Source organism: Sporosarcina sp. Y352 (assembly GCF_056786535.1).
Genome location: NZ_JBXCJE010000003.1, coordinates 193,344 through 213,881, shown reverse-complemented (window position 1 = coordinate 213,881; position 20,538 = coordinate 193,344). Strand labels below are relative to the sequence as shown.

Annotated in this window: 21 protein-coding genes and 1 pseudogene; 17 read left to right on the top strand and 5 right to left on the bottom strand. The window is 40.4% G+C overall.

The window, feature by feature from the left end; all coding sequences use genetic code 11:
• Positions 1-77 precede the first annotated feature (77 nt).
• Positions 78-773 carry a YrrS family protein gene (locus AC1TO6_RS06555; protein WP_482100803.1) on the top strand — a complete coding sequence of 232 codons (696 nt, stop codon included), beginning with the start codon at positions 78-80 and terminating at the stop codon, positions 771-773.
• Between the two features lie 31 nt (positions 774-804).
• Complete coding sequence (gene mtnN / locus AC1TO6_RS06550; RefSeq protein WP_482100802.1) at positions 805-1,497, top strand: 5'-methylthioadenosine/S-adenosylhomocysteine nucleosidase; 693 nt, start codon at positions 805-807, stop codon at positions 1,495-1,497.
• 631 nt (positions 1,498-2,128) lie between these two features.
• On the opposite strand, the gene sigK is transcribed toward mtnN, so the two are convergent.
• Positions 2,129-2,830 (bottom strand): RNA polymerase sporulation sigma factor SigK, encoded by a 702-nt coding sequence (gene sigK / locus AC1TO6_RS06545; protein WP_482100801.1) that lies wholly within the window; start codon positions 2,828-2,830, stop codon positions 2,129-2,131.
• 238 nt (positions 2,831-3,068) lie between these two features.
• On the opposite strand from sigK, the gene AC1TO6_RS06540 reads away from it, so the two are divergent.
• Genes AC1TO6_RS06540 through AC1TO6_RS06490 form a run of 11 tightly spaced genes read left to right on the top strand, consistent with a single transcriptional unit; the run spans position 3,069 to position 11,681 of the window.
• On the top strand, positions 3,069-3,587 hold the full coding sequence (locus tag AC1TO6_RS06540) for a YqeG family HAD IIIA-type phosphatase (RefSeq protein WP_482101009.1): 519 nt from the start codon (positions 3,069-3,071) through the stop codon (positions 3,585-3,587).
• A 2-nt stretch (positions 3,588-3,589) separates the two neighbouring features.
• Positions 3,590-4,690 carry a ribosome biogenesis GTPase YqeH gene (yqeH, locus tag AC1TO6_RS06535; RefSeq protein WP_482100800.1) on the top strand — a complete coding sequence of 367 codons (1,101 nt, stop codon included), beginning with the start codon at positions 3,590-3,592 and terminating at the stop codon, positions 4,688-4,690.
• 13 nt (positions 4,691-4,703) lie between these two features.
• The gene (gene aroE, locus AC1TO6_RS06530) at positions 4,704-5,531 is read left to right on the top strand and encodes a shikimate dehydrogenase (RefSeq protein ID WP_482100799.1); all 828 of its coding nucleotides are present in this window, start codon (positions 4,704-4,706) and stop codon (positions 5,529-5,531) included.
• Positions 5,532-5,533: 2 nt separating this feature from the next.
• The gene (gene yhbY, locus AC1TO6_RS06525; RefSeq protein ID WP_482100798.1) at positions 5,534-5,824 is read left to right on the top strand and encodes a ribosome assembly RNA-binding protein YhbY; all 291 of its coding nucleotides are present in this window, start codon (positions 5,534-5,536) and stop codon (positions 5,822-5,824) included.
• 15 nt (positions 5,825-5,839) lie between these two features.
• Positions 5,840-6,433 carry a nicotinate-nucleotide adenylyltransferase gene (locus tag AC1TO6_RS06520; protein WP_482100797.1) on the top strand — a complete coding sequence of 198 codons (594 nt, stop codon included), beginning with the start codon at positions 5,840-5,842 and terminating at the stop codon, positions 6,431-6,433.
• Positions 6,399-6,962 carry a bis(5'-nucleosyl)-tetraphosphatase (symmetrical) YqeK gene (gene yqeK, locus AC1TO6_RS06515; RefSeq protein WP_482100796.1) on the top strand — a complete coding sequence of 188 codons (564 nt, stop codon included), beginning with the start codon at positions 6,399-6,401 and terminating at the stop codon, positions 6,960-6,962. The genes AC1TO6_RS06520 and yqeK overlap by 35 nt, the downstream gene beginning before the upstream one ends.
• Positions 6,963-6,966: 4 nt before the next feature.
• Positions 6,967-7,311, top strand: a complete 345-nt coding sequence (rsfS, locus tag AC1TO6_RS06510) for a ribosome silencing factor (RefSeq protein WP_482100795.1) — start codon at positions 6,967-6,969, stop codon at positions 7,309-7,311.
• On the top strand, positions 7,308-8,048 hold the full coding sequence (locus AC1TO6_RS06505) for a class I SAM-dependent DNA methyltransferase (RefSeq protein WP_482100794.1): 741 nt from the start codon (positions 7,308-7,310) through the stop codon (positions 8,046-8,048). The genes rsfS and AC1TO6_RS06505 overlap by 4 nt, the downstream gene beginning before the upstream one ends.
• A 46-nt stretch (positions 8,049-8,094) precedes the next feature.
• On the top strand, positions 8,095-8,772 hold the full coding sequence (locus tag AC1TO6_RS06500; RefSeq protein ID WP_482100793.1) for a helix-hairpin-helix domain-containing protein: 678 nt from the start codon (positions 8,095-8,097) through the stop codon (positions 8,770-8,772).
• A gap of 57 nt (positions 8,773-8,829) precedes the next feature.
• Complete coding sequence (locus tag AC1TO6_RS06495) at positions 8,830-9,393, top strand: ComE operon protein 2 (protein ID WP_482101008.1); 564 nt, start codon at positions 8,830-8,832, stop codon at positions 9,391-9,393.
• Entirely contained in the window at positions 9,390-11,681 is a 2,292-nt protein-coding gene (locus tag AC1TO6_RS06490) for a DNA internalization-related competence protein ComEC/Rec2 (protein WP_482100792.1), read from the top strand. Before AC1TO6_RS06495 ends, AC1TO6_RS06490 begins: the two co-directional genes overlap by 4 nt.
• 53 nt (positions 11,682-11,734) lie before the next feature.
• Here the strand turns inward: AC1TO6_RS06490 and AC1TO6_RS06485 are convergent, their stop codons facing one another.
• Positions 11,735-11,869: a YqzM family protein gene (locus AC1TO6_RS06485; protein WP_482100791.1), complete on the bottom strand. Its 135-nt coding sequence runs from the start codon at positions 11,867-11,869 to the stop codon at positions 11,735-11,737.
• 161 nt (positions 11,870-12,030) lie between these two features.
• On the opposite strand from AC1TO6_RS06485, the gene holA reads away from it, so the two are divergent.
• Positions 12,031-13,047 (top strand): DNA polymerase III subunit delta, encoded by a 1,017-nt coding sequence (holA, locus tag AC1TO6_RS06480; protein ID WP_482100790.1) that lies wholly within the window; start codon positions 12,031-12,033, stop codon positions 13,045-13,047.
• A gap of 198 nt (positions 13,048-13,245) precedes the next feature.
• Here the strand turns inward: holA and rpsT are convergent, their stop codons facing one another.
• On the bottom strand, positions 13,246-13,497 hold the full coding sequence (gene rpsT, locus AC1TO6_RS06475; protein ID WP_482100789.1) for a 30S ribosomal protein S20: 252 nt from the start codon (positions 13,495-13,497) through the stop codon (positions 13,246-13,248).
• 341 nt (positions 13,498-13,838) lie between these two features.
• Here rpsT and gpr point away from each other — a divergent pair, with 341 nt between their 5' ends.
• Positions 13,839-14,882: a GPR endopeptidase gene (gene gpr, locus AC1TO6_RS06470; RefSeq protein WP_482100788.1), complete on the top strand. Its 1,044-nt coding sequence runs from the start codon at positions 13,839-13,841 to the stop codon at positions 14,880-14,882.
• A gap of 43 nt (positions 14,883-14,925) precedes the next feature.
• Positions 14,926-15,717, top strand: a complete 792-nt coding sequence (gene spoIIP / locus AC1TO6_RS06465; RefSeq protein WP_482100787.1) for a stage II sporulation protein P — start codon at positions 14,926-14,928, stop codon at positions 15,715-15,717.
• Positions 15,718-15,857: 140 nt separating this feature from the next.
• Here spoIIP and AC1TO6_RS06460 read toward each other — a convergent pair.
• Positions 15,858-16,077, bottom strand: a pseudogene (locus AC1TO6_RS06460) (tyrosine-type recombinase/integrase); the annotation flags it as partial.
• A gap of 449 nt (positions 16,078-16,526) precedes the next feature.
• Between AC1TO6_RS06460 and AC1TO6_RS06455 the strand changes: the two are divergent.
• A complete protein-coding gene (locus tag AC1TO6_RS06455) occupies positions 16,527-19,613 on the top strand; it encodes a purple acid phosphatase family protein (RefSeq protein ID WP_482100786.1) in 3,087 nt (1,028 codons plus the stop codon).
• Positions 19,614-20,116: 503 nt separating this feature from the next.
• Here AC1TO6_RS06455 and AC1TO6_RS06450 read toward each other — a convergent pair.
• A complete protein-coding gene (locus tag AC1TO6_RS06450; RefSeq protein WP_482100785.1) occupies positions 20,117-20,497 on the bottom strand; it encodes an SET domain-containing protein in 381 nt (126 codons plus the stop codon).
• Between the last annotated feature and the right edge of the window lie 41 nt (positions 20,498-20,538).

Sequence of the window (20,538 nt, the reverse complement as noted above, 5' to 3'; positions counted from 1 at the left end):
TTAAGGAACATGTTTTCCGGAAAATCGTCTAATACATAATTGGAATAACTAAAAATTTAATGGGAGTTGATTTGCGTATGACTGAACGGGAGCCTGACTTTTCCAGGATTGAACGTAAAAAAGGACGCAAACGTACAAATAGGACGTTAAATATTTTGATTGCGGTTGTTGTTTTGTTAATTGGTATTACTGCCTCCACCATTTTCCTTGGCAATAATAACGAGAAGCAAGCTGATGAAAAAGACGTCACTAATACAGAAACCACTGACAATCTCTCTGAAGGTGATAATAAAGCTGAAGACAAGGACAAAACGGATGAAACAAATAAAACTGATTCATCAACTGACACAGAGTCTGAGGACTCGGAAGAATCTACTGTGAGTGATGATGTAGAAAATAGTGAAGATAGCAGCGAAGAGTCGGGGACGGTTACTTATGGTCCGTCTGACGATAAAATCATTGCTGAGACCGTTGTTAATACTGCTTGGAAACCAATCGGTACAACACAAAAGGGTGTTCATACATCAATGTATGATGGGAAATCGGTAGATTGGAATGAAAAAAAACAAGCCCTTGCATATGCAACTGGTTTATCTGAAAACGAAATGATTTTCAAAAAGATTAAGAACGGTGGAGGTCCTCAGAAGTCTATAGGAATCGTTTCTTCTAAAGATGGTTCAGAGAAATACCGTGTCTATCTCGAATGGGTAGATGAACAAGGATGGAAACCAGTGCAAATGGATAAATTAACGACATTGGATTTTGATTATTAATTTAAATTATCGTTTTTAGTGGAGGGATTATATGAAAATAGCAGTGATTGGTGCAATGGAAGAAGAAGTGGAACTATTACGTGGAGAAATTACCTCGGTGATCGAAACAACGATTGCAGGATGTGAATTCAGCGAGGGTGAAATCGGTAATCATCAGGTTGTTCTAGTGAAAAGTGGGATTGGAAAAGTAAATGCCGCAATTGCAACAACTATTTTACTAAATAAATTTAAACCGGATGTCGTACTTAACACGGGCTCAGCTGGCGGATTCCACGAGTCACTTGAAGTAGGAACCGTAGTGATTTCAAATGAAGTCCGTCACCACGATGTCGATGTGACCGCATTCGGCTATGAACTTGGACAAGTTCCGGGTCAGCCTGCTGCATACAGTGCAGACTTGAAACTAGTTGAAGTTGCTAGGGCTGCCGTTGAGGAGTTAGGGCAGCATGCACACGCAACCGGACTTATCGCGTCTGGAGACACGTTTATGAGTGATGCAGAGCATGTTAGAAAAGTGAAGGAACAGTTTCCTCTAATGATTGCCGCTGAAATGGAGGCTTCTGCTGTGGCACAAGTTTGCCATCAGTTCGATACTCCTTTTGTGGTCATTCGTGCGCTATCAGATATTGCAGGAAAAGAATCATCAGTCACTTTCGATGAGTTCCTCCCTGTTGCAGCACGTCATTCAACGGATATTGTTTTAAAAGTCCTATCGAAACTTTAGGCATTACGTGGTAAGATAGGTACATGAAAAGATTTTGTATAAGTTTCTTTCAAGGAGGGATTCAACAATGTTGATTTTAATGGCAGGCGTTTTTATCGTATCAACAATCATTGCAGTCATCATCTCCCGTGAGGTTAGCGCGGATTGATCTGTAATCGAAGAGGCGTTTCCAATGCTGGGATCACTCCCGCATGGAAACGCCTCTTCTTTATTGATGAGGAAATTCTTGTGCTATTCGGGTCGGCCAGCTCCAGGCGCAAGCCCCTCGAGTCGCTTTAGTTTTGCTGAGAAGGCAAAGGGCGCCTTATCATCAAGCCCTCAGCGCTTTTCGGGGCTGTGCTGCGCCTTCCGCTTTTCATGTTGTCTAGCTCCAGGCGCCAGCTCCTCGGAGGCTCACAGGATGTGAGTCACGCAGCCTTTGCCGCAGGAAGCGGCGTACTTAGGCTGTGATCCTTGAAAATCGGTTCGGCTATGCGGCAAAGAACGCCGCTTCGCCGACCTGTCTTATGCCTGTCGGAGGCCTACAGGATGTAGGTCATGCAGTGGGGAAGGATTGAACTGCATCCTTCCTTATTGCCGCAGGACGCGGCGATCTTTGACTGCCTTCTTTTTTTCAGGCGCCTTCCGATTTTCATTCGTTGTATTCGTGTTTGAATAACTGGTACAATTTTACGATTGCGCGTTTTTCTATTCGGGAGACGTAACTCCTTGAAATGTCGAGTTGTTCTGCGATCTCTTTTTGCGTCATTGGCTTATCATCGAGTAGACCGTACCGTCTTTGAATGATTTCAAGTTCACGGCCATCCAGTTTACCAAGGTGTCTATACAGCCTTTCTTTTCGTTCTTTCTGCTCGACTGCGTCAATCGGGGATTCATCATCCGTTTGCAGCAAATCAGCAATTTGTAATGATTGACCATCTTTATCCATGCCGATCGGATCGAAAAGTGAAACGTCTTTTTGCACTTTTTTCTGCGTTCGTAAATACATGAGTATTTCATTTTCAATACAGCGTGCGGCGTAGGTTGCCAGTTTCGTTTTTCGGTCCGGTGTGAAACTGTTCACCGCTTTCATAAGTCCAATTGTTCCGATTGAGATATAATCATCCAGCAATTCGTGTTTCGGATGAAACTTTTTTACTATGTGGGCAACGAGCCGCATGTTGCGTTCAATTAATTCGTCGCGTGCATCCTCGTCGCCTTCTGCAAGACGTTGCAGACAAGCTGCTTCTTCCTCTTTCGATAAGGGCCGCTGGAATGCCTGCCCTCGAATATAACCGATCACCGCAGGAACTTCGAGCCACAGCTGGACAATCGCCATGACAAACCCGCTCATCGGGCCACCTCCTGTGTCGTTGTATGACAGCATATGCGGTCGGGTCTTGCCGTATCACCGTTTTTTTAGTCGGACAGGCGATAATGTATGTCCTGATTTAACTTCCGATCTCGTGTCCAGATTCTATCGGAGATTCACGCAGATTTTAAGTAGACCGTTTTCGTTTTTCTTATCAATGTATGCCTTACGCGTTGTTATGTTATAATCGTTTCAGATAAAGTACCAAATCGGAGTGGATATCGTGTACAAGTATTTTTTGCCAGATGAATTTGTTAAAGACATTTTTCAGATTCTGCCCGAAGCACTGAAGGCTAGAGGAATCAAAGGGATCATAACGGACCTGGATAATACGCTTGTTGCGTGGGACAGACCGGATGCAACACCCGAAATTATTTTGTGGATGAAAACGATGCAAGAAACCGGAATAAATGTGACAATTGTCTCGAATAATAATGAAATGCGTGTAAAAGCTTTTTGTGAACCCTTAGGCATTGCATTCATAAATGATGCACGAAAACCGATTCGAAAACCATTTCAGAAAGCTCTTTCCACTATGAAACTCAGGAAAGAAGAAGTGGTCGTCATTGGTGACCAGTTGTTGACAGATATACTTGGCGGCAATAGAAGTGGTTTGCATACGATACTTGTAGTCCCGGTTGCATCATCAGACGCAGCTATCACGAAGTTCAACAGGAAGATTGAAAGAAAGATCATGGCCGGGCTGAAACGCCGTGGCTTGATTAAGTGGGAGGAATAAGCTTGGAAGAAATTAAATGTATCGGTTGTGGAATTACAATCCAAACGGAAGACCCGAAATTGGAAGGCTTTACACCACCAGCTTCTTTAGAAAAAGAAGACGTTATCTGTAAGCGTTGTTTCAGGCTGCGCAATTATAATGAATTGCAACCTGTATCTTTATCAGGGGATGATTTCCTAGCCATTTTAAATGGCATTGGACAAAAAAATGGATTAGTCGTAAAAATCGTTGACATATTCGATTTCAATGGCAGTTGGATTAATGGATTGCACCGCTTCGTAGGTGACAAAGATATTTTATTAATCGGTAATAAAGCTGACATCTTACCGAAATCAATAAATCCGAACCGACTTATCAATTGGATGAAAGCTGAAGCGTCAAAGCTTGGGCTAAAACCTGTTGACGTATTGCTTGTCTCGGCTCATAAAGGACAAGGGATGGAAGAAGCACTCGAGGCAATTGATAAATATCGTCGTGGTAAGGATGTCTACGTTGTCGGCTGTACAAACGTTGGAAAATCAACGTTTATCAATCGAATCATCAAAGGTGCTACTGGTATTGGGGAAGTTATTACGACATCCCATTTCCCAGGAACTACTTTAGACCTTGTAGAAATCCCGTTTGAAGATGGTAAAGCAATCTACGATACACCCGGTATCATAAATAACCATCAGATTGCGCATCACTTGGATGCAAATGATTTGAAAGCAATTACACCTAAAAAAGAACTAAAACCGAAAGTATTTCAGCTTAACGCCGAACAGACATTGTACATAGGTGGTCTGTCTCGATTCGACTTTATTTCCGGTGCTCGCTCTTCGTTCACAATTCATGTTTCAAATGAATTAACAATTCACCGGACGAAGCTATCAAATGCAGATGCTTTGTACAAAGAGCACCTCGGCGGGATGCTATCACCGCCATCCGGGGAATCACTTGAGACGCTGCCGCCATTTGTCCGTCATGAATTCTCGATTAAAAAAGCGAAAACGGATATTGTTATTTCTGGCCTAGGCTGGATTACAATACAACATCCAGATGTTGTGGTCGCTGTTCATGCGCCGCGTGGGGTAGATGTCGTGCTACGCCCTTCATTAATCTAAGGAGGAGCTTGCTGTGAAAAAGTGGTATGCAGTTATTGGAGATCCAATCGCTCAATCAATGTCACCGAATATGCATGAAACATGGTTTAATGATCAAGGTATTAATGCAACCTATATTCCTATCCACGTGACTACAGAAAGACTTCGTGAAGCGGTGGAGGGTTTGAAAAACTTAGGGTGCTCGGGTTGGAACGTTACAGTTCCCCATAAAAGCGCTATTATTCCATTCCTAAATCAGTTGGATTCATCCGCCGAGCAGATGAATGCAGTGAATACAGTTCACGTTCTTGGAGATGGCACTCTAGTGGGCTCCAATACGGACGGTAAGGGATTTGTCCGTTCGTTGGAAGAAGCTTATGGCATGCAGTGCAAGGACAAAAAAGTTCTCGTAATTGGAGCGGGTGGCGCTGCACGCGGTATCGCCTTTGCCCTAGACTCTGCGGGATACGGTCCTATCTTTTTTGTGAATCGAACGCTTGAAAAGGCCGAGAAATTAGCAACAGAACTTTCCGATTCGACTGTATTATCGTTTGAAGAGGCAGAATTGTCTCTTTCCGAATTCGGTTTGATTATACAAACAACTTCCGTGGGGATGAACTTTGCTCAAAAAGGTATGCCTCTAAGTATGGACAATGTTTCTGAAGGAACTGTTGTTGCAGATATTATATACAACCCACTTGAAACGGATTTTCTTTTAGAAGCCCGTAAAAGAGGAGCACATACGCTAAATGGGGTAGGTATGTTTGTCCATCAAGGAGCGCTCGCGTTTGAGACTTGGACAGAAATACGACCCGATACAGGATTAATGATTGAAAAAATAACGACAACTCTTGGAGGATAATCATGTTAACTAACAAACAAAAAAGCTTTCTTCGCAGCGAATCGAATCGTTTACAACCACATGTCCATATTGGCAAAAGTGGTTTGACAGCATCGGTTATTACACAAATTGAAGAAGCGCTTGAAGCAAAAGAATTAATCAAAGTAACGATTTTACAAAACTGCGAACAAGACAAAAAAGAAATAGCTGCAAAACTTGAAGAACAAGCAGGAATTGAAGTTGTTCAAGAAATCGGAAAAATTATCGTTTTATATAAAGAATCTGTAGAGAAAAAACGGATCGAACTTCCATAAGGAGGTAAGAGACAAATGAAAAAGGTTGGCGTACTTGGCGGCACATTCAATCCGCCTCACATCGGCCATCTAATCGTTGCAAATGAAGTGAAACATGCACTGGGGCTAGATGAAGTTCGGCTAATGCCAACAGCAATTCCACCTCATAAAAAGGCTCCAGGTGATGCAACTGCTGACCAACGATTACGAATGGTGAACCTTGCAGTAAAGGATTTACAAGGATTAACCGCATCTGCTTTTGAAGTGGACCGGGGCGGAATTTCCTATACGTTTGATACCATGGAACAATTGACAAAAAAAGAACCGAATGTTGAGTTTTATTTTATCATTGGCGGGGATAATATTGATATATTGTCGAAATGGTACCGGATTGAAGAATTCGTCACGATTGTCAATTTAGTGGGTATTGGTCGACCAGGTTCTATCGGGGAAACTGATTTTCCAATCATCATGGTGGATACTCCACAAATTGAATTATCTTCAACTTTGATAAGGCAGCGCTTCACCGTAAACGGGACCGTACAATTTCTAATTCCACCTATAGTTGAATTGTTTATTCGAGAGGAGGGATTGTATGGAAGTTGCCCAGCTGAAGAAAGAAATCTCTAACCGTATGCCGAAAGAACGTTTTGAACATGTACTACGCGTAACAGAGACAGCGAAAAGACTGGCTGAAAAATATCAAATTTCAGTGCAAAAAGCGGAGCAGGCAGCACTATTTCATGACATCGCCAAATTCATGGACAAATCGGCTCTTCTGGGCAAACTTGAAATGGACAACGGGGATCCTCGGCTGTATTCATTTCATCATGAATTGTGGCATGCTCCAGTCGGTGCAATCATAGCCCGGGATGAATTTGGAATTACAGACCTGGACATTTTGAACGCAATTCGTTATCATACAACCGGTCGGGCAAATATGTCCCTGCTTGAGAAACTCATCTATATTTCAGATATGATTGAACCTGGACGCAGTTTTTCTGGGGTAGACGATTTAAGAGATATGGCTGAAAAGGATCTTGATCTAACAATGGAGGCTTGCATCTATCAGTCGGTGCAATTTCTAGTGAATAAAAGAGTTCCCGTTTATCCGGACTCGTTAGACTGTTACAATGAGTTAATAAGAAGGGAACAGTGAAGTTATGACTACATTATTAGAAACAGCTTATAGAGCGATTGACGATAAAAAAGGTGAAGACATCGTAGTACTGAATATGGAAGGGGTATCGCTAATCGCGGACCAATTCATTATCTGTCACGCGAATTCAGGGCGCCAAGTACAAGCAATTGCGAAAGAAGTTGCTGACAAAGCTGCTGAAGCAGGATTCGCATCTAGAAGAATTGAAGGTATGGATATGGCAAGATGGGTTCTCGTCGATCTTGGCGATGTAGTTGTCCATGTATTCCATAAAGATGAACGAGGCTATTACAACCTTGAAAAGCTGTGGGGAGACGCTCCTACGCTCGATATGGCTACAGAAAAATGAACCGTTCTTATTCCGAATTCGCTTCTGTCTACGATGAACTGATGACCGAAATACCTTATGACGCCTACATCGAGTTAATCGATGTAGCGGCAGGGGGAATTGCCGGCAAACGTGTATTGGATATCGGATGTGGAACAGGTCTTTTATCTGTGAAGCTTGCAAAGCAAGGAGCACAAGTGACTGGAATCGATCTTTCCGCTGACATGTTAAATGTAGCGGAAGAACGAGCTCGGTCTCTTTCTTTATCTCTGCAATTTTTCGAACAGCCAATGCAACAACTAAAAGGTTTTACAGATTTTGATATTGCCGTTATCGCAATTGATTCGTTAAATTATTTGCAAAACCGTGAAGATGTGGTATCTACATTCAAGCATATCCATTCGGCTCTTGCAGTTGGCGGAAAACTAATTTTTGATGTGCATTCCACCTTTAAAACAGACGTAATTTTTATGGAAGGCCCATTTACATTTGATAATGGTCGAATTGCATACATATGGGAAGCAGAAGAAGGGGAAGACATCCACTCCGTTTATTCGGAACTGGCCTTCTTCGTCAAGGGTGATAATGAATTATTTAGACGTTTCGATGAGGTCCATATGCAACGTACATTTCCGGTTGCTGAATACGCAAATATGTTGATGGACACGGGCTTTCAAATAGAGCGGATTTTTGCTGATTGGGAAGATGAGGCTCCGCATGAAGAAAGTGAACGAATATTTTTCCAAGTGCGAAAATAACCCTTTTCAAATGGAGTTCTTTCAACTATAGTTGAAGGAACTCCATTTGGATGCCGCCGAGGAAAGGGTGAACGTTCTGTTTCTTTCGTTTGTATCCGGTAAATGGCGTAAGATTATCACCCCCATCGCAGCAATCGCTGTACTAGCCGCTTTTCTGTTCTATCCCAAAGGACAGGCTGACAACACTGAGTTTGTCATGAGCGATCAAAACCCATACCCTGAATTGACTAAAGAACATAATGAAAAAGTAGAAGTAGAGGAAACGACTATTCCAATCACTCCTGTTGTCGTCGTTGTCGACGTAAAAGGGGCAGTCCAGAACCCGGGTGTTTACGCAATGCAAGATGGTGATCGTCTGATTGACGCTATCAATGCGGCAGGTGGTTATTTGCCAAAAGCCGATTCCCGCATGTTAAATCATGCCATGAAACTAGCGGACGAGTATGTTATCTATGTACCGATTGAAGGAGAAGACCTAATTGAGATGCCCGTTGTAGCAACTAACGAGATAAGTGCTCAACAAAGTGACGGGAAAATCAATATTAATACAGCAGACGAAAAAGAATTGATGACTATCCCTGGAATAGGTCCGTCGAAAGCTGCAGCAATTATCCAGTACCGAACGGATAATGGACTTTTTCAATCTCCTGAAGCATTAATGGATATATCTGGAATTGGTCAGAAAACATTTGAAAAACTAGAATCACAAATTACAGTGAATTGATCGGGAGGTCATTTCTTCTTGACTGTACCGAACGAAAAAAGTATTGGAGGCATTCAAATGGAGCGAATAACATGGGACCAGTTCTTCATGGCCCAGTGCCATCTATTAGCGTTACGGAGTACTTGTACCAGACTTTCTGTCGGTGCATCAATTGTTAGGGATAACCGCATCATAGCAGGCGGCTATAACGGTTCCATTTCGGGTGGCGATCATTGTATCGACCACGGTTGCTATGTAGTTGGCAATCACTGTGTAAGAACAATCCATGCGGAAATGAACGCGTTATTGCAATGTTCGAAGTACGGTATACCTGTTGCCGGTTCAACGCTGTATGTTACTCACTTTCCGTGTCTGCAGTGTTCCAAAGCAATTATACAGGCAGGTATCAAACAAGTAGTTTATGCAACTGACTATAAAAATGACGAATATGCATTAAAGTTGTTTGAACAATCAGGAGTTACTGTTGAGCATGTTTCATTCGATGAAAAGAAAGTCGACTTTTCCAGCGATAATAAATTAGATCTTTTTAACGAAATACTTCAGAAGATGCAATTGCTTGGAATTGAAAATGAGGAACTTACCCCTTACAGGCAAAGGGTTGATGACTTATTCGGCAAATGATTTCCCGTGTTCGTTTTATGTATATAGCCATTCCGGTAGCCGTATCAGTTTTTGCTGCATACGGTCCGGCTTATCTGTTACTTTGTAATCTTTTTCTACTTCCTATCTTCTTGAGCAGAAAAGAAGATTTCCTCACTCCTATCCTCGCGGTTGCGGCCGCTATCTCTTCTTTTTTTTACATCTCAGCAACAATCCCTATCATTCAAGAAACCGGTGATGCAACCCTTTCCTTCAATTGGACCGAGAATGTAAAAGTTGACGGTGCTAAAATAAAAGGTTTTGCCAAGACTTCTTCAGGGGCAACGATTTACGCCATCTATTCGATTGAAAGTGAACAGGAAAAAAACCAATTCCTTAAAATGAATATTCCATCAGTGACATTTACGATGTCGGGTTCATATCGCGAACCTGATATTCCATCGCATGACTATTCTTTTAATATGTTGAAATATATGAAAATGTATGGTGCATCAGCAATATTTGAATCAGAGACAATGATTCAAGCAGTCAAGAAGTCGGATTTCAGGACCAGTCTATCCAATCATAGATGGAAAGTGAAAAATCATATCGAGGCTACATTTCCGAAAACACTCATAGTAGAGGCAGAGGCGTTGTTGATTGGAGATCGCAGTGGGATGGATGAAGACCTAGCTGCAAATTATAGGACACTTGGTATTACTCATTTATTTGCAATTTCAGGGCTTCATGTAGGGTTATTGACGTTTATGCTACGGGAATTATTAATCAGGGCATCGGTAAGAAGAGAAACGATAGACACACTGATAATGGTCTTGCTGCCTCTTTACGCAGTTATGGCGGGTGGGGCACCTTCTGTGTGGCGGGCAGTATCAGTGACCATTATCGTCCTACTGGCTTCTTCAGGGAGGGTAAGGATGAGGCTTGATGATGCTCTTGCGATAAGTGCAGTTTGTTTTCTTATATATCAACCATTCGTTCTGTTCCAGCCGGGTTTTCAACTGTCCTATTTAGCGGCTTGTTCACTTGTCTATTCTTCGGGTATCCTATCTAAAGCAAAGACTGCTTTAGGTGTATCATTCCTCGTCACTTCAATTAGTCAACTGTCATTGTATCCCGTACTGCTTATACACTTTTATGAGCTATCTATTTCATCATTCGTCGTCAATCTTGCATACGTTCCCTTGTATTCAATCATTATTTTACCGGCAAATATTATTCTTCTCTTCATGACATTTCTCTTGCCAAAAGTAGCTGATGTGTTATTCATGTTATATGTGCCTTTCAGAGAAACAGTAGGCGTGATAACAAGTTGGATTGCATCCTTACCGTATCAATTATGGACACCTGGAAAACCAAATGAATTATGTGCCTTTATAGCTTTTGTGGGCGTGTTATTGTTTTTTATCCGTTGTGAAGAGGGTTCAAAGGCTATTCGCTCTTTGCCTTTGGTAATCGTACCTGCATTATTCATCCATGTTGTTCCATATATGGATGGTTCTTTGAAAGTAACCTTTTTGGATGTGGGTCAAGGGGATAGTATCGTTATCGAAATGCCTTATCGGAGGGCCGTGTATGTTATTGATGCAGGTGGAACTATCACATTTGGAGAACCAAATTGGAAAATACCTGTAAAAAAATTTGAAGTTGGTAGAAAAATCGTCGTCCCTTTTTTGAAAGGGAGCGGTATTACAACGATTAATAAAATGATAATTACTCATGCCGATTCAGATCATGTGGAAGGGGCGGATGAAGTTTTAAAAGAGGTAAGCGTTAAGGAAATTCATATTTCACCAGGAAGTGAAATGGAAATAGCTATGAAAGATGTAAAGTGGATTGCAAAAGAGAAGAGGATTCCAATTCTATCAATGAAGGAAGGCGTTTCGTGGAATGAAGGACAATCATCATTTCATTATATAGCACCAAAAGAGGGAAAGTATGAGGGGAATTCAAGTTCACTTGTATTATTCCTAAAGACAGCTGGACTTTCTTTTTTATTTACAGGAGATCTGGAACTAGAGGGGGAAAAACAAATTCTTCGCAAGTACGGTAATTCCAATTTTGGAACTATCATTTTGAAAGCGGGTCACCACGGCAGCAAGACATCAAGTTCGGAACCGTTTGTCCATGCGCTGCAACCTGAGTTAACGATTTTTTCTGCAGGTAGGAACAGTAGATATGGACACCCCCATCCAGAAGTCGTTGAGACATTTAGAAAACATGGGTTGCGGACGATGTCAACAGCTGAATCTGGGTCTATTACTGTCATTCAAAAAAAAGACCGTTTTGAAATCACAGATATGACAGAATGAAAAAGGACACTGCATCCTGGATAGGATGTGGTGTCCTTTTTCATACAAACCTATTAACTAGCGATGAAGTCGATTATTGTAGCAACAACAAAAATTGCTGAAAATGCTACGAAAGCGACTATGAAGCCGATTCCTGAATCGATTAGATCATTACGTTTGGACTGTACATCATGCTCAAACTCATTCATTGCTACACCTCCTGATTCCATTATAGTATAGATGATTTCATGGTTAAAATCCATAGCTATCAACTTTTTATATGTGAATGAGTGTATATGACACAATTTGTTCACCAATGATTTGCTATACTGTATAATTGTAAAGCATTTAAAGGGAAGAGGTGAATAATGTGGCGACTGCAATTTGGAAGAAAATAGCCGCAGGAGAAATCGAACCTGTCTATCTATTGACCGGGCTCGAACAGCATTTATTCGACTCAACAATTAGCCGACTAAAAAAAGCATTACCTGATATTGATGAAGGCTCCGTCATACGTTTTGATTTAGACGAGACACCAGTTGAAGTGGTTATCGAGGAAGCTGATACACTGCCATTCCTGGAAGATCGCAAGTTAATCATTGCAGGTAATGCCTCTTTTCTAAAAGCGCAAGATAAAACACGGGAAAAAGTGACGCATAATTTAACGCTGCTGGAGACGTGGCTTGCAAACCCTTCTCCGACAGCGACAGTTGTATTTATAGCACCGTATGAAAAACTTGACGCTAGAAAAAGAATTACGAAAATAATGAAAGAACATGCCACTGTTATCGAATCAAAAAGACTGCAGGGAAAAGATCTTTTTACCTGGATTCAACAGGAGGTAAGTACAAATGGTTCCAGAATCAGCCCGGACGACTCAGAATTCCTTGTGAAAATGGCAGGGGATGACTTGTTGACCTTGTCATCCGAAATCATTAAAATGACTACATATTTGAACGGGGAAGGTGCTATCACAGCAGATGTGATTGAGTCACTTGTACCGCGAACGCCAGAAATAGATGTCTTCCGTTTAACAGATGCTTACGTCACTGGAAAAGTATCGAATACTGTTGCAATCTATCGTGATTTACTACGCAATGGTGAGGAACCAATTATGTTGACATCTCTTATTGCTAGTCAAGTAAGGCTCATGGTACATGTTGGCTTGCTACAAAAAAAGGGCTATCAGCAGCATCAAATTGCAAAAACGTTAAGTGTTCATCCATACAGGGTAAAACTAATGATGGAAAACAGGGGGCTGCCAAGTTCGGAACGATTGCTCGTCATTTTGAATAAACTTGCAGGTATCGACTACAAACTGAAAACCTCAAGTGGAAAAAGGGAACGGATATTGGAATTGTTCTTTATGGAACCTCTAAGGAAATGACGTAAGAATAGTGCAGGTGTCTGTGGAGTGGTAGGAAGTCTAAGGGAGCCGCGTCGCATGCCCGAGCAGAATGCAGTTCAATCCTTCCTAACAGGACTGTTTTCTGAACTATGCTTATGCATAGTATCCAATTTGGAAGATATATAATGCAAAAAAAAAGGTCGTCCAAAAATCGGGCGGCCTTTTTTAGTATGAAAATTAAAGTGCTTTTTTAGTAAGACGTGCTTTTTGACGTGATGCAGTATTTTTATGGATAAGGCCTTTACGTGCAGCTGTATCCATTTTTTTGATTGCATCTCTTAGTAAGCCAGTAGCGTTTTCGTCTTTAGCGTCAAGAGCTGTTTCAGCTTTACGTACAGCTGTACGCATTGCGTGTTTTACATTCGAGTTTTGCTCGTTTGCAGCATTGCTTTGTTTTACGCGTTTGATTGCAGATTTAATGTTTGGCATTTCATTCACCTCCAGTTTCAGGTAAGGCAAGAGTGTTTCCACGAAGTTTCGGATATCTCTTTCACAACAAGCATTATTTTATCAAATTTAGCGCGAGATTGCAAGAACAAAAGTGCTGTGTACTTGTTCAGCCATGATAAGTACGGAAATGCTTTTAGCCTAGGTGTTCTTTGCTTTTGCCTTATGGACTGAAGCGACTCGAGGGATTAGGTAGAAGAGTTTAGCCTAGACAAGTTTACAAGTCGCTCGCAAAAAGTCGAGCCACCAGGTAAATGTAAATAATATGAGAATAAAGAATACTTTCATGGAACATCGCACAAACTTGAAAGTGAGGTGATTATATGGAGAAGTTCGATTTTTATAGAACGGATCTTGTGGATGAAAGTGAGGAAATGGTTCGCCACCGAACAGCAAGTGAAAAAAACCGGTTGAAGGAATCGGAGGGTGTACTATTCGGTGAATCAAGATTAGGACGGGTCATCTTGACATCTGTAACCGTTGATGCACAAGGAGAAAAAAAGATTGGAAAGAAAAAAGGAACATATATTACACTGACAGTTCCGGCACTTACAGCTGATGATCAGGAAGGACTTGCTGACATGTCCAGGGTGCTGATTCAAAAACTGGATGAAATGCTTGCGGATGTAGTGTCGCTTAAAACAGGAAAGATACTCTTAATAGGACTAGGTAATCGCGATATCACACCTGATGCGGTCGGGCCACTGACAATGGATCGGCTACGGGGAATTGTACCTGACTATTATTCTGATGAAGGCAGTGAGGTATTTGTATATGCGCCCGGAGTGACAATTCAAACGGGTCTGGAAACAGCAGACTTTGTAAAAGCCGTCACCAATGAAATAAAACCCGACTTACTAATTGTAATAGATGCACTTGCTGCAAGGGATAGCTCGAGATTGTGCCGTACGATTCAATTGACGGATACGGGTATACATCCGGGTTCAGGGGTTGGTAATAGTCGAAAAGAAATATCACAGGATATGCTAGGTATTCCCGTCATAGCTATTGGCATCCCAACAGTAGTTGATGGTCCAGTTCTAATAGCGGATGCTATAAATACAATGTTTGGTTATATTGCATCCAAAATCGAAGAAAAAAACAGTCCATCATCACGCCTTTCTGTATCACCGTGGTTGCATAGTGAAAATAAGGATGCTGACAGGGCAAATTTACTTCCGATTTTCGGTGATTGGGCAACATGGCCACATGAAGATCGTATTCAGTTATTTGAAGAAGTGTTGACGAATCATGAGCTTCGTACGTTCGTTTCGCCTAAGGAAATTGACGCTTGGGTTTCTTTATATGCAGAAACTCTTGCAGATTCATTATCGACCTGGATTGCCAATATAAAAAACAGTCATTGACCTCTGTTCCAAAGCATATAGTTGGAACACGGAGGGATGCCATTTGAAAAAGACACTGCAAATATGGGGCACACTTATTTTATTTCTCTTTCTGTTCCCTGTGTTTATCACAACACTGCCTGAGGGACAGACAGTGAAATCTTCCAACCTCGTGAAAGAATCTCCATACATGGTATACGCCGCAAATATTATGGAAGAGGAAACGATTCAAGTGACGGAAGAAAAAGCAAAAGCGCTGCTGTATTTTACACATTCGCACGAGGCGTATAAGCCTGTTACACATGCGAAAAATGGTAAAATTGCCGTCTCACATCAAACGGAGAATATTACAAAGTTTGGAGAGAAACTTCAAACGCAATTACTGTTTAATGGTATTGATACGGATATGTTAGCTGTTGAAGTGCCTCATAGCGGTGCCTATAAAAAAATTAGACCACACGTGAAAAAACAATTACAAGAAAAAAAGTATGATTTGATAATTGACCTCCATAGGGATTCCGTTGGTCCAGAGAAAACTACAATTTCTCATAATGACCAAAAATACGCAAAAGTAGCGTTTGTTATAGGAATGGAACACCCGAACTATAAACAGAATCGTGCAAATGCAGTTCTACTAAAAAACGAAATGGAACTTCTTGTTCCTGGAATTACCCGTAACTTAGTAATGAAACACGGAGCAGGCGTAGATGGGAAATACAATCAGGATCTCGATTCATTTCTCCTCGTTGTTGAACTTGGAGGAATCGGGAACGCTGAAGATGAATTAAACAGGACAATTGCGGTACTAGGGAAGGCGGCAGCAACAGTCATTGCAAATTCAGAGCATATTGAATAATGAAGTATGCGCTGTTCTACGCTTTAATTCATAGAAGTAAAATTGAATTGAAACCTTGTGGTATCAATGGTTTTGTGGGATGTTTTTTTATTCTGATGCCGTGACAGAATTTGGATGTGAGTACCAGCATATGTGACCAATCAGTTACTCATGTCCTGATTGGTTTTTTGCTTCCTCATAAGATAACCAAATTTCGAGGATGCTTCACGTTTCCGTTCTTTAGTGACATGCAAATATATACCCGTCGTTGTCCTATCGCTTTAGTGACCGAGTCTAGCCATGATTTCAGGTAAACACACCGGCCACCTCAAGTAGGGAAGTATGGGTGTGTCTTAGGCTATGTGGAGATAATCGTTTGTTTATCCCACTTTGATTTAGAGTAGTCTTCGTTCGGTAGGTTACCTGTCAAGGTCAACTGCCGAGATCAGATACTAAGGATAATGAAATTGTAGGATATTATATAGTGTGGAATCAGTAACAGATAGTGTAATGGAAAAACTAATCTTTATTCTGCGGAAATAACTTATCAGAAAAGGTCTTTCATCAGTTTATTGAACTGATGAAAGACCTTTTCTGATAAATTGTTACTTGGGTTCACTAGTATTTGTTAGTAAATCTATTATTAAATAATCAATTCACCTTTTACTTTAGTACTAGATTCAGTACTAAGGAATAAATTCCTGATTATTCGACTTTTACGAAAACTTAACATTTAACGAACAAATTTTTAACAATACTCCATTAATGTTACAGGCGTACGTTCCGACTAATCTCGGACCGGAAAAATAATAGAATGGAGTGTTGGAAGCATGGTATCTGTAATGAAGGAAAACAAATCATTGCCTCGTTTTTTTTCAGTTGTCCTCGTATTATTAATGGTACTTTCAAACTTAAGTCCATTTGTAGGAACAGCCGCAGCAGAAGAAGCTGAAGCACAGTCAAACCAGCTTTTACTAGAAAGAGCAAGCGCCTGGAAATATCTTGATGATGGAACGGATCAAGGTACGGCATGGAAGGAAAAGGATTTAGATGATGGCGAATGGAAAAGCGGAGTTGCACCATTAGGCTATCCCGCAAGTGAGGATCACGGTACATTTGGTAATATTGCTACAATTATTGAATATGGTAGCGATTCAGGTAACAAGCATGCAACATCCTATTTCAGAACGACATTTGAAGTGGAAGATTTATCTGAAATCAGTACTTCAGGTTTAATCACAGCAGGTATAGATGATGGTGCTATTATTTATCTAAATGGAAATGAGATTGCCAGATTTAATCTTCCTGAAGATCAAGAGATTAAATTTGACGATTACGTTCAGGATTTTGGATTTAACGATGCAGATGAAAACAACGATAAAACATTTAATATAACTGCAGATCAAATGTCCTACATCGTAGAGGGTACGAATGTACTTGCTGTTGAAGTACATCAGGACAGACCATCTAGCTCGGATGTATTTTTCGACATGGAATTTAAATCAATCTATGTGGACCCAGCTGTCTATGATGCATCTTATATTTCTTTTGCTCCAGGGGCAGATGAAACAGCACGCAATTTCTCTTGGTATTCTCCAAAAACGGATGTACCGGGTGTGATTGAATATGCGAAGGTAGTAGATGGCAATCTCGAAAACACAAAATTAGTAGAAGCGACTCTAGCAGAAGCATCTTCAGGATACCAAGCGAATGAAGAAACGATTACAGATATTGAAGGTTCATCAGAATACGTCTATCGTTTAGGCGATGGCAATGGAAAATGGTCAGAAACGTATAGCTTTAATACTCAGGAAACAGATTCATATAATTTCCTATTCACTGGGGACCCACAAATAGGTTCATCAGGTAATATTCCTAGTGACACAGCTGGATGGGTAAACACGTTAAATAAAGCAATTGAAAAATTTCCGAATACGAGCTTTATACAATCAGCAGGGGATCAAGTAAATAAAGCAGACTCTGAAGAAGAGTACACAGGATATTTTGCACCAGAAGAACTGAAACAATATCCTACTGCAACAACAATTGGTAACCATGATACCTCTAAAACCTATGAATATCATTTTAATACGCCTAATCAAAATCCAGAACTAGGCAATTCAAATAGTGCTGGTGGAGATTATTATTTCACAAATGGCGATACGCTTATCATGAACTTGAATTCAAATAACAAAAACGCAACAGAACATGCTCAATTTATGAAAGAAACAGTTGCGGCAAATCCAGATGTAAAATGGAAGATTGTTGTATTTCATCATTCCATGTATAGTGCAGCAAACCATTCTCTATCATCAAGCATTATTAAATTTAGAGAAGACCTTGTACCAACGATTGATGAATTAGATATAGACGCCGTATTATCGGGACATGATCATTCTTACGTAAGAACCTATCAAATGAAGAATCTTCAACCGCTTAAAAGTCAAATGATTGACGAAGATGAAAGTGTCATTAATCCTGACGGTACTTTATTTTTAACTGCAAACTCTTCAAGTGGTAGTAAATATTATACTTTAAAAGACCCTGAATTTTATTCAGCTGAAAGAGCGCAATTAAGAACGCCTACATTTACGAATATCGAAGTAACTCCAACTAGTTTAGAATTTACGACTTATCGCGTAGATACAATGGAAGTAACAGATACGTATAAAATTGTAAAAGATCCTTCAATTGAAATTGTACTTCCGGCACTTGAGTCCGTTTCTCTTGAAGCATCGGGTAATGTAGTTCCAACAAAACCATCCACATTCTATCCAGAAGTTTCACTCAACGTAACAGGTGAAAATGTTAATGGTGGCGTGTACGATGTTACTCACGATGATATTACGTATAAAACAAATCCAGAAGGTCAACTTTCTATTTCTCAAGATGGAAAAGTAACCGTTGAAGCAGATGTTAAGCCTGGTGAGGTGCAGGTGTGGGCAGAAGTAGAAAATGAAGGGAAAACATTTACAACAAAGAAGCTAACTCTTGAAATCGTTGAGCATGCAGAACAAACTATTTTTGAAAAATGGAGTACCTGGAAATATCTTGATGATGGATCGAATCAAGGCACAGCATGGAGAGCGCCAGATTTCGATGATAGTAACTGGAAGGGTGGATTAGCACCACTTGGATACTCAGCATCAGAAAATCGTCCAATGTTCGGTAGTGTGAATACAGTGATTGGCTATGGTCCAGACTCAAGTAATAAAATTCCAACTTACTATTTCAGAACAACATTTGAAGTAGAGGATTTATCTAAGATTGGTGATATGGCTAACATTAATTTCGGAATTGACGATAGTGTTATTCTTTACTTGAATGGTCAAGAAATTGGCAGACATAACTTACCTGAAGGCGAAATTGGTTATGACAAATATTTATCAGATTTAAGAGGATCAAATGTTGCGGATGAAAGTAGATATGAAACATTTACATTAGATGCAGAAGATTTAGCTCACCTAGTTGAGGGTACAAACGTTTTAGCTGCAGAAGTTCACCAGGACCGTCCGACAAGTTCCGACATTTACTGGGATATGGAATTCGTTACTACGGTAAATAACGAAACGGAAGAAGAAGCAGATGAAGAAACGATTACTCCTGAAAAAGTATATGATTATCAGGATTACTTTACTGGAAAACTAATGATCCATGATCCAAGTGTATCAGTTTCACTCGATGCAGCATCAAACATTAAAAATGGTGTTGTGTTCACAGGTGAATATGCAGAATTCCATGGGGAAGGGTTTGAAAATACAACAGTAGAAATTAAGCCGAAAAAAGACGCTGCTACAATCATCGACTTTAAAGGTACGAAAGTTAAAGAAGTGATTATTGAAGGAAGCAATGTTGAAATTCGGGGCGACGAGAATGTACAAGTAACTACTTATGGTAAAAAAAACAAGAATAAATAATCATGAAAAATGCAGTTCCAATACCAGGAACTGCATTTTTTTCGAGGTAAATTATACCTTTACAATCTAGACATACCTGTATGCTTGCCTCAAAATAAATATTTAACCTTTTTTTTAGTTCTCACTATTCTCTGTAAAGTGTTATCGATTTAAAATCATGCCTCCGTAGGATTAATCTCCCATGAATGCTTCCTGTAAGGGAGCGACGCACCGTGGTCGCTGGAGTCAGACTAACGGGTGTGTTTCTGAAAGAAGGAATAGAAATATTAGAAACGAAAATTAGATGGGAAATACAATCAGGATCTCGATTCTTCTCTCCTCGTTGTTGAACTTGGAGGAATCGGGAATTTTGAGGATGAACTAAACAGGACAATTGCGGTAATAAGGAAGGCTGCAGCAACAGTCAGTGCAAATTCAAAGCATGTCGAATATTAAAGTATGCACTGTTCATTTTGAAAACAAAAGAGTTACACAAGTTGTTATCATGTGTAACCCTAAAATTATTAATCTATAACATCGAACCATAATGGTGATTTATCTTCAGAATCTTCATTGTAATCGACAGTGATTTCCTGGCCACCATCAATATCAGAAATTGCATAGAAGTCGATAGACAGATTGTCTATATTATTAGTAAACATTGCGTTTGGAGTATAAGAGTGGTTATAAAGCGATCCATATCCAAGAGCAATTGCTGTATGTTCGTAATTGTCACCCCAAGAGAAGCAGTAATCATCCAGTACTGTCTTCTTTAGATACTTCCAGTCATCTTTACTTGATGTTAAAACAGGTGATACCTCAATGAGTTCACCAGTTTTAATATCGCGTGTAGCAAATACCCCTCTACCGTACTTTTCAGTATCTTTTATACATATTGGTAACACCAAACTATCTCCTTTCTGCGGTTTTCGATCAATATATTTAT